The following is a 15,811-nucleotide window of genomic DNA, read 5'->3' as shown; positions in this document are numbered from 1 at the left end:
AACGCTTAACGCAATAAAAAGTAAGCTAGCGCAATTAATACCACTAATCCCCAACCAAGTATTTCAATATACTGACGTAATTTTCGCTCCATTTGAGCTCCGCCCCACTTCATTAAGCCTGAAACTAAAAAGAATCGCGCACCGCGCCCAATGGCTGATGCTATTAAAAATGGCAAAAATGCCATTTGTAAAACGCCTGCGCCAATCGTAAATACTTTATATGGTATAGGCGAAAAACCGGCTAAAAACACAACCCAAACACCGTAATCCTTAAACCAGTTTAGTGCTATATCAAACTTTTCTTGCCAGTGCATTTGTGCAATCAAAGGCTCTACAACGGGTTCAAATAGCCAAAAACCAAGTAAGTAACCAACCACTCCACCAATAACCGATGCTATTGTGGCAAAGCTTGCAAATCGCCATGCTTTGTTTGGTTGCGCAAGCGACATAGGTGCAAGCATTACATCGGGTGGTATCGGGAAAAAAACTGATTCTGCAAAGCTCATAGCAGCTAAGTAACGTTCCGCATGACGGTGTTTTGCCCACACTAGGGCCATATCGTATAACTTGGTAAACAACTTCAAAATGAATTCCTATTCAATATCGCCAGGTACTAACGGCACAAATCTAACGGGAGCAATAACATGCTCTTTATAATTATCGCCTTTGCGGATAACCATTACTAATTTTTGATCGCTCTCACCAATTGGGGCTAATAACACGCCACCATCGGCCAACTGAGCAAGTAAGTCTTGCGGAACTTTAGAGGCCGCAGCAGTCACTATAATACCATCAAACGGCGCTTGTGATTGCCAGCCTTGCCAACCATCGCCATGCTTCATGGTTACATTATATAAATCGAGTTGCTGCAAACGTCTTTTTGCCTGCCACTGAAGTGTTTTAATACGCTCTACCGAGTAAACCTTTGTAAACGTTTTGGCCAATATTGCAGTTTGATACCCAGATCCCGTACCTATTTCTAGCACTTTATTGCGCACACCAGCTAAACGAAGAAGCTCTGTCATGCGCGCTACTATGTAAGGCTGAGAAATTGTTTGCCCTTGCCCAATAGGGAGCGCTGTATTTTCATAGGCTTTGTGTTTTAGCACATCATCTATAAAAATATGGCGCGGAATATCAGCTATAGCACTAAGTACTTGCGTATCTTCAACACCTTCACGCTTTAGTAAGTCAGAAAGCGCTTTAGCACTGCGGGTATAATTAGCGAGCACGATTAATCTCCAAATCGGCTAACCATTCTCCTACTGCCTTTAAGCTATCTTTAGCTGTCATATCAACACTCAGTGGCGTAACTGAGGCATAGCCATTATTGATTGCGTAAAAGTCGGTGCCTTCACCAGCATCGCTTTCGGTGCCAAGCGATCCGTACCAATAAATATCACGCCCCCAAGGATCGGTTTGTTTCGTCATCGTTTCAGCTTTATGACGAGCACCTAAACGTGTTACTTGCACCCCTTTTAATTCACTTAATGGAATATCTGGCACATTAATATTTATTATTTGATCTTTTGGAAGCGGATGCGAAGCCAAGCCTTTAATAATATTTACGGTAACAGCAGCGGCTGTTTCAAAATGATCGCCATTATGTGAGCAAAGCGATACCGCAATTGCAGGCAGACCTAAATGGCGACCTTCAGTTGCAGCGGCAACAGTACCGGAATAAAGCGTGTCATCACCCAAATTGGCACCATGGTTAATACCTGCAACAACTAGATCTGGCTTTTCATCAGCTAGCTGATTTACACCTAAATGTACACAATCAGTGGGTGTGCCATTAACTGACATAAAACCATTTTCGAGTGTAGTCGCTCGTAGCGGGTTCATAAGTGTTAAAGAATTACTCGCACCACTACAGTTGCGATCAGGTGCAACAAGGGTTACATCTGCAATTTGTATAAGCGCCTGATATAAAACCGCAATGCCTTTGGCATTTACGCCATCATCGTTACTTAACAGTATCTTCATTTATGCCATTATCCTTTTCTTTGCGCTCTCGAGGGCTAGCATCTGTGTAATCCACCAGCTCACGTAATAATGCGGTTGCAAAACACCCTTTTGGTAAACCAAAGCTTAGTTTTAGTGTGGTTTCATCAAGTGTTTCAACAGTTAAGTTTTGTGGAATTAAGCGCAGCATTCGGCGCTCATTTTTAAGGCCTAACTCACCTAAACCATCACACCATGTTTGGTAAGGTACAAGCCATACTTTTTCTTGCTCGGTTAAGCCTTTTTCACTTTTACCCACCATAGGTGCCGACATCATAATATCGCCAGTGGCTAATCGCTCTATGTTTTCGTCATTAATTGCATCTTCAAAAAATGCATTGCTGCCGCTAAGCATAAATACTTCACGATGCATTGTTTTAGCTAAACCATGCTCTTTTACACGCAGGCTCACTAACTGATTAAATACATGCGATCGTGCTGCTGAAATAATAATACCGCGCAACTTTTTATCGCGAATACGCTCACCGGCAAACATTTTTTCAGCCATAACTAAGTTATGACCGCCATGACCAAAGCGCTGCTCGCCAAAGTAATTAGGCACACCTGCGCGCACGGCATTAATACGGCATAGAATATCAAGAGGGTTGGTTACGTTACGAAGTGTAATAGTAAATTTATTACCTTTGTGGCAGCCCGTACGTAACTTACGGTCGTGGCGCTGTTGCGACACAATAAAAATACTCTCACTATTTAAATCGCTAAAATCGATAGGCTTTTTAATCGGTACTTTTACACTAAACCACTGCGAGCACACGCCGTGGCGATCTTTCATGCCTGCATAGCTTACGTCTCGCGGTGAAACACCCGCACGCTGCGCAATTAGCTTTGCAACGTATTGCGTATTTTCGCCTTTTTTAACCACCTGCAAACACACGTGTTCGCCACTGCCGGTAAATTCTATACCTAAGTCTTCATCAACCATAAAGTCTTCAGCTGTGGTTTTAAAATCAGCTTTAGAAAGCGGTGCACCGTATAAATAATTTAAATCGCTCATGCGTTTTTTGTACTCGCAAGCTCTTTACTCATAATAACCACCGCATGGCTCGAAATACCTTCTTTGCGCCCTTCAAAGCCTAGCTTTTCGGTAGTAGTGGCTTTAACGTTAATTTGGCTAAGGTCGCAATTTAAATCGCTGGCTAAATTAGCGCGCATAGCTTGAATATGTGGCAACATTTTTGGTGCCTGAGCAACAATAGTCACATCGCCATTACCAAGTACATAACCTTGTTCTTTAGCTAAGCCCACCACATGGCGAAGTAAAATACGGCTATCGATATTTTCATACTCGCTTGCCGTATCGGGAAAGTGCTTACCAATATCACCCATTGCAAGTGAGCCTAAAATAGCATCGCATAATGCATGAATAGCAACATCACCATCTGAGTGCGCTAAAAAGCCCTGTGGGTAATCAATTTTTTCACCACAAATAGTTAACGGGCCTTCGCCGCCAAATTTATGTACGTCAAAACCATGGCCAATTCGTATCATAATCCACTCTCGTTTTGTTGTTTATGTAATAAAAACCCAGCCAGATCTAAATCCTCTGGCGTGGTTATTTTAATATTATCGCTACGACCTGCTACAAGCTTAACCGGTTTACCCGCCCACTCAATTGCACTGGCTTCATCGGTAATAGTAGCCCCACTTGCTAATGCGTTTTGCAGTGCATTTTTAAGCTCGTCATATTTAAAAAACTGCGGGGTAAGTGCTTGCCATAAATCATCTCGCGGCACAGTTTGTAGGGCATGAGTGTGGCCGCGTTTTATAGTGTCTTTTACTTTGCTAGCTAAAATACCGCCTTCATCAGCGTTAATGCATTCATCAATTAAACGTTCTATATCACTGATATTAACTAATGGACGAGCAGCATCATGCACCAATACCCATGTTGGTGGGTTAGGCGCTAAAAAAAGCAAGCTATTGAGCACCGAGTCGGCTCGCTCTTTTCCGCCACTGGCTCGCACAATGCGATTATCAAGCAGTGGGAGTTCGTCAAAATAGGGGTCGCTGTCGCTAAGGGCAACAACAATAGTGCGTAATTGAGGTAATTGAGAAAGTTTAGCTAAGGTGTGTTCTAAAATGGTTTTACCGGCTAATTGTATATATTGCTTAGGCGCATTGTGCTGCATTCTACTGCCAACACCCGCAGCAGGTACAATTGCTGCAATAGTCTGTTTATTTGTCATATTGTTTGCCCGGTAAAACACGAATAAATGTTTCGTCCGGTTTAATCATTCCCAATTCGTTGCGTGCACGCTCTTCAATGCCTTCTTGGCCAAGCTTTAAGTCTTCAATATCTGCTTTAAGTACTTTATTACGTTTAATGAGTTTTTCGTTGGTTTGATGATGCGACGTTACTGCATCTTTTAGTCGTGTGTAGTCTTGTAAGCCATTATGACCAAACCATAACCTGTATTGTACAAACAGTGCTAAGCACAGTAAGCCAACTTGAAAAATACGCATTTAACACTCCTTATTTTAAATTCCAAATACCTTAACTTTAATACGCTAAGGGGCGCTTTAAATTGCGCCAATTAATACTACCCGCTAAAAGCATTTCGCGTAGTGATAAAACCCGTGGCATGCAACGCTTCGAAAATTGCCACTGATGCCCGCAACATGCAGCGGTTAAACTCACTTTACTTGGCTTTATTAGCTGAGCATTTTGCTGCTCTAGCCCATTTCCTAAAAAATCAAACCAACCAAGCTCGTTACAATGCAGCTTATTTTCGCCTAACTGATCGATACTGTCTATTCTAAGACGCACCTGATCGTAGCCATGCAATATAACGGGCACAATAAGCCCCACTTTGGCATACGTTTGATAAAAAAGTTCATTAGCTTGAACATTCACATCGGGTGGGGTCGGTTTTTGCTTTTCAAGCCACGTACCATTTTGTGCATCAAGCGTAAAAGGCGTGTCACCATTGGCAACTAACGTTGCCGCTCGCTCAATATAATAAGGTAGGCTTTTTAACTGGCGGCGCAGTTTATCGGCATTAGGCTCTGCAACTAATCGCTGAACCTCACGCTGATAAAACGCATTGCACAATTGTGCATACAACACTTTTTGTGCATCAGTTTGCCAAATTTCAACTTGCTGTTGAGCACCAAGTGACTGATTTTTAGCGACCAAAAGCTGTACTCAAAAATATTCAGGTAAATGTTTTATAACACAGTATTGAATGTTTTTTAAGCGCAGCGCACTATTTTAAGCGCTTGGCTTTTCACCTAATTTTGCTTTACCTGATTCTAAAAATTGCACAACCGTATTACGCTTTTTACCAATCAATAAACTGCCATCAGCTAAAAACATAAAGTTTTGCCAATTGCGTTTAAATACATCAAACGTCGTTTCGATAATATTATCGCGTGCCATACAAAAATAAACCGTGGTGTTAGCTTCCCAATCTAAAAACGTTAAGATTGCTTCTGGTGGTAACGCATCGCCATTTTCCCACGCATCTTGCCAATCTACTTCTTGGCTAAAGCTTTTTTCTTGACCACACCAATCGGTGTCTTCAAAAAAATCAGGGTGATCAAACTCACGGCTCACCATGGTTGTCCAAAGTACGGCTGCGCGCTCGTCGCTCATAGGCTTTATTTTTGCTGCGTCTTCATCAGATACAGGTAAATCTTTGTGGCGAAAAACCCACGCCTTTTTGTAATCATCTAAAGAAATATAGTTCATAGTATTGGCAAATTAGTTAACATTAAAAGTGCAAAGCCAAATTATACAAGAGATCAAAACATGACTACAGCAATAAAACCACTTTCCCTAAAACCAGGCATATACCAACACTACAAAGGCCCGCAATATAAAGTTATTCATGTTGCCACCCATAGCGAAACCGAGGAACAGCTTGTGATTTACCAAGCACTTTATGGTGAATTTGGTATATGGGCGCGCCCACTTAGTATGTTTTTAGAAACTGTTGAAAAAGAAGGTGAGGTCATACAGCGTTTTGCTTATATTGGACCTGCTGCTTAACTATGGCATTATAACAAAATAACTTACTGCTCAGACCAGACAAGGGTACACCGTGCAATTTAATTCAACTGACAATTACATAGCGAGTAGCGCGCTTAAACAAGCTGTAAATGCTGCCATTATGCTCGAAAAACCACTTTTAATTAAAGGCGAACCTGGCACAGGTAAAACCATGCTGGCTGAGGAGTTGGCTAAAAGCTTAGATACCACACTTATTCAGTGGCATATAAAATCGACTACTAAAGCGCAGCAAGGTTTATACGAGTACGACGCGGTTTCGCGCCTGCGCGACAGTCAATTAGGTGACGAGCGTGTACACAATATTGGCAACTACATCGTTAAAGGTAAGCTTTGGCAGGCATTTACATATGCAGAGCTCAACGGTAAACGCCCAGTGCTTTTGATTGATGAAATAGACAAAGCCGACATAGAGTTCCCAAACGACTTACTACTTGAGCTTGATAAAATGGAGTTTCATGTTTATGAGACTAACGAGCGCATTGTCGCAAAAGAGCGGCCTATTGTAATCATCACATCAAATAACGAAAAAGAATTGCCGGACGCATTTTTACGCCGCTGCTTTTTTCATTATATTGATTTTCCTAGCAGCGACGAAATGCAGCAAATTATTGACGTGCACTACCCTAACGTTAAACAGGATTTAGTACGCCAAGCACTTGAAGTGTTTTTTAACCTGCGCGAAGCAAACGGCCTTAAAAAGAAACCTTCCACCAGCGAATTACTCGACTGGTTAAAGCTTTTAATGGCTGAAGACATAGACGCTAAAACACTGCACGACAAAGCTAAAAAAGGCGGTTTAATGCCAATGTTTGGCGCATTACTTAAAAATGAGCAAGATATAAGCCTAATCGAAAAATTAGCCTTTATGAGCCGCCGTTAAGATGTTGATTGCGTTTTTCTTCAAATTACGTAAATACCGCTTACCGGTGAGCCTGCGCGAGTTACTCGATTTAATTAACGCCTTAAAAAAAGGCGTTATATTTGCCGACGTAGACGCCTTTTACCATCTAGCACGCACCATCATGGTAAAAGATGAAACGCATTTTGATAGGTTTGATAAAGCCTTTAGCGACTACTTTAGCGGTATTGCCGATCTTGATTTGCTCGAGAGTTTAAAGCAACAGCACAACTTACCTGAAGACTGGCTACGTAAAGAGTTTGAAAAAAACCTAAGCGATGAAGAAAAAGCCCAACTTAAAGCTATGGGCGGGCTCGATGAGCTTATGAAAACCCTAAAAGAGCGTTTAGAAGAGCAACAAAAACGCCACGCTGGCGGTAATAAATGGGTAGGTACTGGCGGCACATCACCTTTTGGTGCATACGGCTATAACCCAGAAGGTGTGCGTATAGGGCAAGACGGCAATCGTAACCGCCAAGCAGTAAAAGTGTGGGATAAACGAGAATACAAAAACCTCGACACCGACAGAGAAATTAGTTCGCGCACAGTTAAACTCGCCCTTAAAAAGTTACGTAAGTTTGCCCGCACAGGCGCAAGCGACACGCTTGATTTAAATGAGACTATTCGCGCTACTGCAAAACAAGGCGGCATGCTTGATGTAAAAATGGCACCCGAACGCCACAATGCAGTAAAAGTGTTGATGCTGTTTGATATTGGCGGCTCAATGGATGACTACATTCATACCTGCGAAGAGCTATTTAGCGCCGCTCACAGCGAATTTAAACACTTAGAGTTTTACTACTTCCATAATTGTTTGTACGAACACGTTTGGCAAGATAACGCGCGCCGCCATTCAAACGTGATTGACACCATGACGCTGATTAATAAATTCACCAGCGACTACAAAGTAATATTTGTCGGCGATGCCACTATGGGCCCATATGAAATAGCCTACCCTGGCGGCTCGGTAGAACACTACAACGAAGAGCCCGGCAGTGCATGGTTGCAACGTATAACAAACCACTTTGATAAAGTCGCCTGGCTCAACCCACAACCCGTTGAACACTGGCCGTACTATCAATCAATTGATTTTATAAAGCAGCTGATGGATAACAGAATGTACCCGCTGAGTTTGGATGGAATAAGTAGAGCGATAAAAGAGCTGAGTTAGAATATTAATTTACGACTGCTCAGTGCCAGCGGCAGACCTTCAAGTCGTTTATCTGAAACCCTGTTGGGTGGCGCCTTCAGCTTAACCAACCTACCTTTTGACGTAGGTCGGATAAGTGGCGCAGCCACGCCATCCGACAAAAATGATGAATTTATTAGAAACAACCCGACTTACCGCGTTAATCGTATGCAAGCAAAACACCTCTCATTTTTGTGGTTATTTAGAAATAGAAGCTTCTTTTATGGTCGTAAATTTAAGTTATCTTTAACTTTTCTAACTCTTTATATATTTTAAAAACTTCTCCTATTATTGAATTACTTTTAGCTCCAAGGAGCTTTGGCATCCTATGAAATAGTGATCCTCTTCGTTTGTAATCCAAGCCAGGATAGTGCGATATAAACTCGTTTTTATTATTAACTACGCAATCACACTTTATTTCTGAGCTTCTCATTTTTGAGACTGTATTGGTATAATAATCAGCTCTCAACTCGTAATTATGAATTGCGTCTTCTAACTCTTCTAAAATACAAAGCAAACGTTTAGTTTTCGTGCCTATTAATATTTCTAAGTATGTACTCATAGAAAAAATATTAGCAGCCTGTGCACTTAGCTGATGGTGTCGGGCAGAAACTTTTTCTTCAAACAGCTTTAATTTATTCTCAAGCTCTTGGATTTCATGGATTACTTCGGGTCTTTTTAAGTCTTCTTTAGCTTTACGATCCAACTTAGCAAATAGTAAATAAGCCTCATCGGCCATCTCAAGAATAAAGTTAGGCAAAGGTTGTACCTGTTTAATAAAAAACTCTCTAAACTCTTTAACACCTTGATTATGCCTAAATAATATAAATTCTCTTACAGCAACAAGAGCAGCTACAACTGTAGCCATTCCACCAGAAAAGCTTCCAAAGTTTGCTAAAATATTACTAGACTCTCCCTTTACTGATAGAATTATAAATGAGCCGTATAAAAGAGTTGCTATTGAAAGCCAAAGAGCGAGCCAAAAGAAGTAATTTATATAAAGTCGACCTACTTTTACTTTTAGATGCTTAAGCATTTAACATTTCCTTTATATAGACATCTAGTAACATAACACAATCTCGGCTTCCCCTCATGAAAGCAAAGTGTCAAATCTTGACTTCATACATCATAATTTTTGACTGTTAGCTTCACACTCTGAGCCGCCATACAGATAATATATACGTCGTCTGACTATAAAACCTTACTTTCTCGTTCATTTTGGTTTAAACCGATTTACTCATGAACAAACTGTACGGATCTAGCTCATAATCACCAAACGGTTCGCATTCTTTAAAACCAAACTGAGTATAAAGCTTTTGTGCGGGTAAAAATGCTTCAGCAGTGCCGGTTTCTAAACTTAACTTTTTATAGCCTCGCAAGGTCGCTTGCTCAATAATATGCGTAAGTAACTTAGCGGCTATGCCTTGGCGTAAATAGTTGCTTGATGTGCGCATTGATTTAATTTCGCCATGCGTTGTATTTAGTGCTTTTAAAGCGCCAACACCCGCTAAATTATTATCAATCCATAAGCTATAAAAAGTTATATCGGGCTGAGTGAGTTTACTCACATCAAGTGCATGCACGCTCTCAACAGGCGAATGTTTAAGCATATCGTTATGATGCGCCTGTAGTAGTTTTATAACGTGTGGGTTTGAAAGCTCACCTATTCTAATATCCATTTATACCTCGCTTAATCCTAGAATTTAATTCTTTAGGGCTTTAATTAAAACCCTAAAGTAAATAGCTATATTTAGGTTGCTAGTTTCCACACTACAAACGCAACAGCAAAGCCTACTAAATACACTAAACCTAACCACGTTAAACTACGTAATAGCACGCTGTGCTTTATAGCAGGCTCTGAGCGCACAAGGCTAAAGTTAAGCCATGCAAATACAGGCGTTGTAACAAACGAAAGCGTCATGGCAAACGTAAGCATGGGGCCAAGGGCTGATTTAAAAAATAAAATAACGGCCATACCGGCAAATGCTTGTAGTATTAACCAAATATTTAGACTGTGTTTTGATTGCCCAAAGCCAAGTAATTTATGAGATTCGTTAAGCGTACGGGCGTAGCCATCAAGCACGGTAAGTGTAGTGCCAAACATACATAAAAAAGCGATTGCTGATACAAGCGGCCTTGCCCACTCGCCTATTGTTAATGCGTACATATCAATAAGCTGCTTGGCAAACGCGACACCGCCGAGTTCTATACTACTGGTTTGCCCGTACTGTACTAATACACCTAAGCTAAAAAATACCAAGGCTAAGCCAGCTGTAAGCCAGTAACCTACGTTAAAATCGAACAAGCCTTGGCTTTTAGAAACTGTTTGCTGCGCTTGTTTTTCTTTTAGCCATAAAGAACTTAATGCAGATATTTCGATAGGTGCTGGCATCCAGCCCATTAAAGCCACCATAAAGCTAAGCATGGCAAGTTCATACGGTGAAGGACCCACATAATCAGCAGGTGCCATTGGGCCGTTACTAAATGCAATGGCAAGGGCAATCAAAGTAGCGAGCGTAAGCAGCCCCATAATGCCTTTGGCAACGTTATCTAGCGCTTTAAAGTGTCCAAGTAGTAATATAACTAAACATACACCCAGCAGCATCCAACAAAGTAAGGTTACTTCGATAACCACAGGCAACGCGTAATGCAGTAAGCTTGCAGTAAGTAGTAATACGCCGGCGGTATTAACTACGGCGGCTACAATGTTTAAACCGATAAAACTGTAAAAATAAAACGGGCCTTTGCTTTTATAGCCCTCCACTAGGCTATTTTTAGTGGCGAGTGTGTATTCCATACCAAAGCGAAAAAACGGGTACTTTAAAACATTAACAACGAGGATAAGCCAAAATAATTGCCAGCCAAATATTGCCCCAGCTTGCGTAGAGGCAACTAGGTGAGATCCGCCAATAGCCGCTGTTGCCATGAGTATTCCAGGCCCAAGCGCACCTAGTCGAGACTTCCATACTGCTTTTGTTGTGTGCATTAATTTCTCAAAATATGTGTGTTGTGTGTTCTTTTTATTAATTTTTATAATTAATAAACTGCAAGAACGCATAACTTACCTAAATTACAGGCAATAAAAAAGAGCCATACGGCTCTTTTTTACAATACTTTGGAACTAAATTTTATTTAAGATCCATCTCTTGGATGATCTCGTGTGCGATTTCAGGTGTAGTGCTAACAGGCTTTTCGTGTAAGTTTGCTTTTATCTGCCCTTTTCGATGTTTTAGTGCCGCATCGAGTTTTTTAGCTGCGCTTGCAATGGCTGGGTACATAACTTCGTTTTCCCCTTTTACCGATATGCGCGTGCCTTCGTAATTAGTGCTAATTTCAGCTTGGATTTTATGATGCTCTTTAGACAAAATAATATCGAGTGCAATAAGCGATGGAAAGTGGCTCTCGATTTTTGAAAATTTTTCGTTGATGTGCTCTCTAATAGAGTCAGTAACTTCAACATGGTGACCAGAAAGATTAATTTTCATAGGGTATCCTTTTATTTGTTACCTCATAAATAGTATTGGGGGCTATTTAGATTAACACAAGGAAAAAAGAGAGATATTTGAGGTTTATTTGCGGTTTTTTGTGATTTAAATCATGCGTTGCGCAAAATTTATGCAAAGCCCATAGTGCATGGGCTTTCAGACGTCTAGCTGTATTGATTAATCTGTGTACGAACAACAGTAGTCAGCAAAATCAGATACTTTTACTTTAAAGCTTACATTTGCATCAACATTAAACGATTCACCCGCGTTAAATGTTTTCCACTCACTTGCCCCTGGTAATAAAATATCCCATTGGCCAGCTAAAAGCTCCATGCATTCTTTTTGGTTTGTATCAAAAACAAACTCACCTGGTTGCATAAAGCCTAACGTTTTCGCTTCGCCATCACCTAAAATAACGGTACGACTTGACACTTTTCCGTCAAAATATACATTGGCTTTTTTTACTACACTTACGTTATCGAACTTTGGCATTTTTAGCTCCTGCTATTAATTTAAGATTTTTATTTATAAATTTTATCGCACTACCTTGCCTGATAGCTTACTTTCTTGCAAGGAAAGCAGCATTGTTCAAGGTGAAGTTGCTTCATGTTAGGGCATAAAAAAACCCGCAACATGTGCGGGTTTTTCAATTACTTACTTTATTTAATCAAAGCGATTAAAAAAGCTCGTTTGCTTTGCTTACAATGTTTGCCACTGTAAAACCAAAGTGCTCAAACAGCTCACCAGCAGGTGCCGACTCACCAAAGGTAGTCATACCTACTACTGCGCCATTTAGACCTACGTACTTGTACCAGTAGTCAGCAATACCTGCTTCTACTGCTACACGGCGTGTAACAGATGCCGGTAATACGCTTTCTTTATATGCTGCGCTTTGATCTTCAAAGGCATCAGTACATGGCATGGATACAACACGTACCTTTTTACCTTGGCTGCGTAGCTCAGTTGCTGAATCTTGTGCTAGTTGTACTTCAGAGCCTGTCGCAATGAAAATAATTTCAGGGTTGCCGTCACAGCTAAGGATGTAACCACCCTTTTTAACATCGCTTAATTGCTGTGCGTCACGCGCTTGTTGCTCAAGACCTTGGCGAGTAAAGATTAACGATGTAGGACCGTCTTTACGCTCAATAGCTTGTTGCCATGCAATTGCCGACTCAACTTGGTCACATGGGCGCCAGTTGTATAAGTTAGGCGTTAAACGCATGCTTGCAATTTGCTCTACTGGTTGGTGAGTTGGACCATCTTCACCTAAACCGATTGAATCGTGCGTGTATACAAAAATGCTTGGTTGCTTCATTAATGCAGCCATACGTACGGCATTTTTTGCATATTCAACAAACATTAAGAACGTAGCACCGTAAGGAATAAAGCCTTTATGAAGGGCAATACCATTCATAATTGCCGACATACCAAACTCACGTACACCGTAGTAAATGTAGTTACCGCTTGCATCGTCGTGTGTTAAACCTTTAGAGCCATCCCAAATTGTTAAGTTTGAGCCTGCTAAATCGGCTGAGCCACCCATAAATTCTGGTAATAACGGACCAAATGCGTTTAATGCATTTTGCGATGCTTTACGAGACGCTGGGTTTGCAGGGTTTGCTTGTAATTGCTCAATGTACGCTTGAGATTTTTCAGCCCAATCGCCAGGCAGTTCGTTATTAATACGACGCTTATATTCAGCTGCAAGCTCTGGGTATGCTTTTGCGTATGCTGCAAATTTTTCGTCCCAGCTTGATTCAAGCTGCTGACCTTTTTCTTTGCTATCCCATTGTGCGTAAATATCATCAGGAATTTCGAACGCATCGCCAGTCCAACCTAAGAATTCGCGAGACGCTTTAATTTCGTCATCACCTAGTGGTGCACCGTGACAATCGTGGCTACCAGATTTATTAGGTGAGCCGTAACCAATAATTGTTTTACAACAAATTAGTGATGGTTTATCGGTAACACTTTTAGCTTCTGCAATTGCAGCACTTATAGCATCGCTGTCGTGGCCATCAACACCACTAATTACATGCCAACCGTATGCTTTAAAGCGAGCTGGCGTGTCATCTGTAAACCAACCTTCTACTTCACCATCGATTGAAATGCCGTTGTCATCCCAAAATGCAACAAGTTTACCCAGACCTAATGTGCCTGCAAGTGAACCAGCTTCATGAGAAATACCTTCCATAAGGCAGCCATCGCCCATAAATGCATAGGTAAAGTGATCAACAATATCGTGACCTTCGCGGTTAAACTGTGCAGCTAGCGCTTTTTCAGCAATTGCCATACCTACGGCATTTGTGATCCCTTGACCTAATGGACCCGTAGTAGTTTCGATTCCTGGTGCATAGCCATATTCAGGGTGACCTGGTGTTTTAGAATGCATTTGACGGAAGTTTTTAATTTCGTCCAGTGGTAAGTCGTAACCACTTAGATGCAATAGAGAATAGATAAGCATTGAACCGTGGCCGTTTGAAAGAATAAATCTGTCACGGTCAGCCCACTCTGGATTTGTTGGGTTGTGTTTTAGATAATCGCGCCATAATACTTCTGCGATATCAGCCATGCCCATAGGGGCTCCAGGGTGACCAGATTTGGCCTTTTGTACTGCGTCCATTGACAAGACGCGAATAGCATTTGCAAGTTCTTTGCGAGATGGCATGAATTCTCCTACCTTTATGTGTATTTGCGCGGGTATTTATGTGTTTGTTTATGCACCCAAGTAACTTGGGTTTGTTTATATCGACCATTCTTACTTATTGTGGGGGCTGTGTGCAATTAAAAACCCTATAAAAGTGAGGCATTATGAATATTTTTTAAGACCAAAAAGTTATTAGTAATTTTATTTAGACGTCTAGGCGTAAAAACACTATGCAAGGTGTTTTGTTTTCGATAAAATACGCCCCTTAATTTTTTAGCGCTAATACCGACGTTTGTGAAGCGCAATATTTGTGAGCAGAATTACAATGGCAAAACATTTATTTACTTCTGAATCAGTTTCTGAAGGTCATCCGGATAAAATCGCCGATCAAATCTCTGATGCGGTACTTGATGCTATCCTAGAGCAAGACTCTCATGCCCGTGTTGCGTGCGAAACTTACGTAAAAACAGGTATGGTTATGGTTGGTGGTGAAATCACTACTAGCGCATGGGTTGATATTGAAGAAATTACACGTAAAACAGTACGTGAAATTGGCTACACGCATTCAGACATGGGTTTCGATGCAGATTCATGTGCAATTTTAAACACTATTGGTAAACAGTCTCCTGACATTAACCAAGGTGTTGACCGTACTAGCCCAGAAGAACAAGGTGCTGGCGACCAAGGTCTTATGTTTGGTTACGCATGTAACGAAACAGAAGTACTAATGCCTGCGCCAATTACTTACTCACACCGTTTAGTACAGCGCCAAGCGCAAGTACGTAAAAGCGGCGAGCTTAACTGGTTACGTCCAGATGCAAAATCTCAAGTTACTTTTGCATACGAAAATGGTAAGCCAGTAGGTATTGATGCAGTAGTACTATCTACTCAGCACAGCGAAGACATTTCGCAAAAAGATTTAGTAGAAGCGGTGATGGAGACTATCATCAAGCCGGTACTTCCTGCAGAGCTTATTACAAGCGCGACTAAATTTTTCATTAACCCAACGGGTCGCTTTGTAATTGGCGGACCAATGGGCGATTGTGGTTTAACAGGTCGTAAAATCATCGTTGATACATACGGTGGTATGGCTCGTCACGGTGGTGGTGCTTTCTCTGGTAAAGATCCATCAAAAGTTGACCGCTCAGCTGCATACGCTGCACGTTACGTTGCTAAAAACGTAGTTGCGGCTGGCCTTGCTGATAAATGTGAATTACAAGTTTCTTACGCAATCGGTGTTGCAGAGCCTACATCTATCAGCGTTGAAACGTTTGGTACAAGCAAGTTAGAAGAAAGCCGTTTAATCGAACTTATTCGTGAACACTTTGACCTGCGCCCTTACGGCTTAATTCAAATGCTTGATTTAGAGCGCCCTATCTACCTTCCTACAGCGGCTTACGGCCACTTTGGTCGTGACGAATTCCCTTGGGAACGTACAGATAAAGCTGATGCACTTCGTGCAGCTGCTGGTCTTTAAGCTAAAAGTGTTGAAGTAAATTAAAAACGGCCCTTAATAGGGCCGTTTTTGTATCTAAAACTTATCAGTTACATTGTT

General features: G+C 41.3%; 19 protein-coding genes. 4 read left to right on the top strand and 15 right to left on the bottom strand.

Translation table 11 applies throughout. The annotated features are described in order from the left end of the window. Positions 1-5 precede the first annotated feature (5 nt). The 9 genes from H5159_RS11860 to H5159_RS11820 all read right to left on the bottom strand — a co-directional run bounded on the left by H5159_RS11860 (position 6) and on the right by H5159_RS11820 (position 5,716). The gene (locus H5159_RS11860) at positions 6-584 is read right to left on the bottom strand and encodes a YqaA family protein (protein ID WP_182780330.1); all 579 of its coding nucleotides are present in this window, start codon (positions 582-584) and stop codon (positions 6-8) included. Positions 585-593: 9 nt separating this feature from the next. Next, positions 594-1,232, bottom strand: a complete 639-nt coding sequence (locus tag H5159_RS11855; protein ID WP_002958958.1) for a protein-L-isoaspartate(D-aspartate) O-methyltransferase — start codon at positions 1,230-1,232, stop codon at positions 594-596. Further along, the gene (gene surE / locus H5159_RS11850) at positions 1,222-1,986 is read right to left on the bottom strand and encodes a 5'/3'-nucleotidase SurE (protein ID WP_024600608.1); all 765 of its coding nucleotides are present in this window, start codon (positions 1,984-1,986) and stop codon (positions 1,222-1,224) included. The genes H5159_RS11855 and surE overlap by 11 nt, the downstream gene beginning before the upstream one ends. Then, on the bottom strand, positions 1,967-3,019 hold the full coding sequence (gene truD / locus H5159_RS11845; RefSeq protein WP_182768998.1) for a tRNA pseudouridine(13) synthase TruD: 1,053 nt from the start codon (positions 3,017-3,019) through the stop codon (positions 1,967-1,969). Before truD ends, surE begins: the two co-directional genes overlap by 20 nt. Continuing rightward, positions 3,016-3,513 carry a 2-C-methyl-D-erythritol 2,4-cyclodiphosphate synthase gene (ispF, locus tag H5159_RS11840; RefSeq protein ID WP_024604077.1) on the bottom strand — a complete coding sequence of 166 codons (498 nt, stop codon included), beginning with the start codon at positions 3,511-3,513 and terminating at the stop codon, positions 3,016-3,018. The genes truD and ispF overlap by 4 nt, the downstream gene beginning before the upstream one ends. Further along, complete coding sequence (gene ispD, locus H5159_RS11835; RefSeq protein WP_182673805.1) at positions 3,510-4,211, bottom strand: 2-C-methyl-D-erythritol 4-phosphate cytidylyltransferase; 702 nt, start codon at positions 4,209-4,211, stop codon at positions 3,510-3,512. Before ispD ends, ispF begins: the two co-directional genes overlap by 4 nt. Then, a complete protein-coding gene (gene ftsB, locus H5159_RS11830; protein WP_182780329.1) occupies positions 4,201-4,488 on the bottom strand; it encodes a cell division protein FtsB in 288 nt (95 codons plus the stop codon). Before ftsB ends, ispD begins: the two co-directional genes overlap by 11 nt. 37 nt (positions 4,489-4,525) lie before the next feature. Beyond that, complete coding sequence (locus H5159_RS11825) at positions 4,526-5,161, bottom strand: hypothetical protein (protein WP_002958964.1); 636 nt, start codon at positions 5,159-5,161, stop codon at positions 4,526-4,528. Between the two features lie 75 nt (positions 5,162-5,236). After that, the gene (locus H5159_RS11820) at positions 5,237-5,716 is read right to left on the bottom strand and encodes a DUF2947 domain-containing protein (RefSeq protein ID WP_002958965.1); all 480 of its coding nucleotides are present in this window, start codon (positions 5,714-5,716) and stop codon (positions 5,237-5,239) included. Between the two features lie 60 nt (positions 5,717-5,776). Between H5159_RS11820 and H5159_RS11815 the strand changes: the two genes are divergently transcribed. The 3 genes from H5159_RS11815 to H5159_RS11805 are packed head-to-tail and all read left to right on the top strand — an operon-like array spanning position 5,777 to position 8,106. Continuing rightward, a complete protein-coding gene (locus H5159_RS11815) occupies positions 5,777-6,016 on the top strand; it encodes a DUF1653 domain-containing protein (protein WP_039486721.1) in 240 nt (79 codons plus the stop codon). Positions 6,017-6,068: 52 nt separating this feature from the next. Continuing rightward, the gene (locus H5159_RS11810) at positions 6,069-6,917 is read left to right on the top strand and encodes a MoxR family ATPase (protein ID WP_010554437.1); all 849 of its coding nucleotides are present in this window, start codon (positions 6,069-6,071) and stop codon (positions 6,915-6,917) included. 1 nt (position 6,918) lies between these two features. Then, positions 6,919-8,106 (top strand): VWA domain-containing protein, encoded by a 1,188-nt coding sequence (locus H5159_RS11805; RefSeq protein ID WP_182780328.1) that lies wholly within the window; start codon positions 6,919-6,921, stop codon positions 8,104-8,106. A 253-nt stretch (positions 8,107-8,359) separates the two neighbouring features. Here the strand turns inward: H5159_RS11805 and H5159_RS11800 are convergent, their stop codons facing one another. From H5159_RS11800 to tkt, 6 genes are all read right to left on the bottom strand, one after another. After that, complete coding sequence (locus tag H5159_RS11800; protein WP_182780327.1) at positions 8,360-9,160, bottom strand: hypothetical protein; 801 nt, start codon at positions 9,158-9,160, stop codon at positions 8,360-8,362. A 187-nt stretch (positions 9,161-9,347) separates the two neighbouring features. Next, complete coding sequence (locus H5159_RS11795; protein WP_182780326.1) at positions 9,348-9,803, bottom strand: GNAT family N-acetyltransferase; 456 nt, start codon at positions 9,801-9,803, stop codon at positions 9,348-9,350. Positions 9,804-9,874: 71 nt separating this feature from the next. Further along, the gene (locus H5159_RS11790; RefSeq protein ID WP_182780343.1) at positions 9,875-11,050 is read right to left on the bottom strand and encodes an NRAMP family divalent metal transporter; all 1,176 of its coding nucleotides are present in this window, start codon (positions 11,048-11,050) and stop codon (positions 9,875-9,877) included. Between the two features lie 202 nt (positions 11,051-11,252). Further along, positions 11,253-11,609: a ribosome hibernation-promoting factor, HPF/YfiA family gene (gene hpf / locus H5159_RS11785; RefSeq protein ID WP_007376058.1), complete on the bottom strand. Its 357-nt coding sequence runs from the start codon at positions 11,607-11,609 to the stop codon at positions 11,253-11,255. A 177-nt stretch (positions 11,610-11,786) separates the two neighbouring features. Continuing rightward, positions 11,787-12,101 carry a pyrimidine/purine nucleoside phosphorylase gene (locus H5159_RS11780; protein WP_002958974.1) on the bottom strand — a complete coding sequence of 105 codons (315 nt, stop codon included), beginning with the start codon at positions 12,099-12,101 and terminating at the stop codon, positions 11,787-11,789. Positions 12,102-12,285: 184 nt separating this feature from the next. Continuing rightward, positions 12,286-14,277 (bottom strand): transketolase, encoded by a 1,992-nt coding sequence (tkt, locus tag H5159_RS11775; protein ID WP_182725113.1) that lies wholly within the window; start codon positions 14,275-14,277, stop codon positions 12,286-12,288. Between the two features lie 304 nt (positions 14,278-14,581). Here tkt and metK point away from each other — a divergent pair, with 304 nt between their 5' ends. Continuing rightward, on the top strand, positions 14,582-15,733 hold the full coding sequence (gene metK / locus H5159_RS11770; protein WP_002958976.1) for a methionine adenosyltransferase: 1,152 nt from the start codon (positions 14,582-14,584) through the stop codon (positions 15,731-15,733). Positions 15,734-15,811 lie beyond the last annotated feature (78 nt).

This window comes from Pseudoalteromonas sp. SG43-1, from assembly GCF_014164415.1.
Taxonomy (GTDB): Bacteria; Pseudomonadota; Gammaproteobacteria; order Enterobacterales; family Alteromonadaceae; genus Pseudoalteromonas; species Pseudoalteromonas distincta.
The sequence above is the reverse complement of the archived record's forward strand: the minus strand, read 5'-3'. Positions and strand labels throughout refer to the sequence as shown.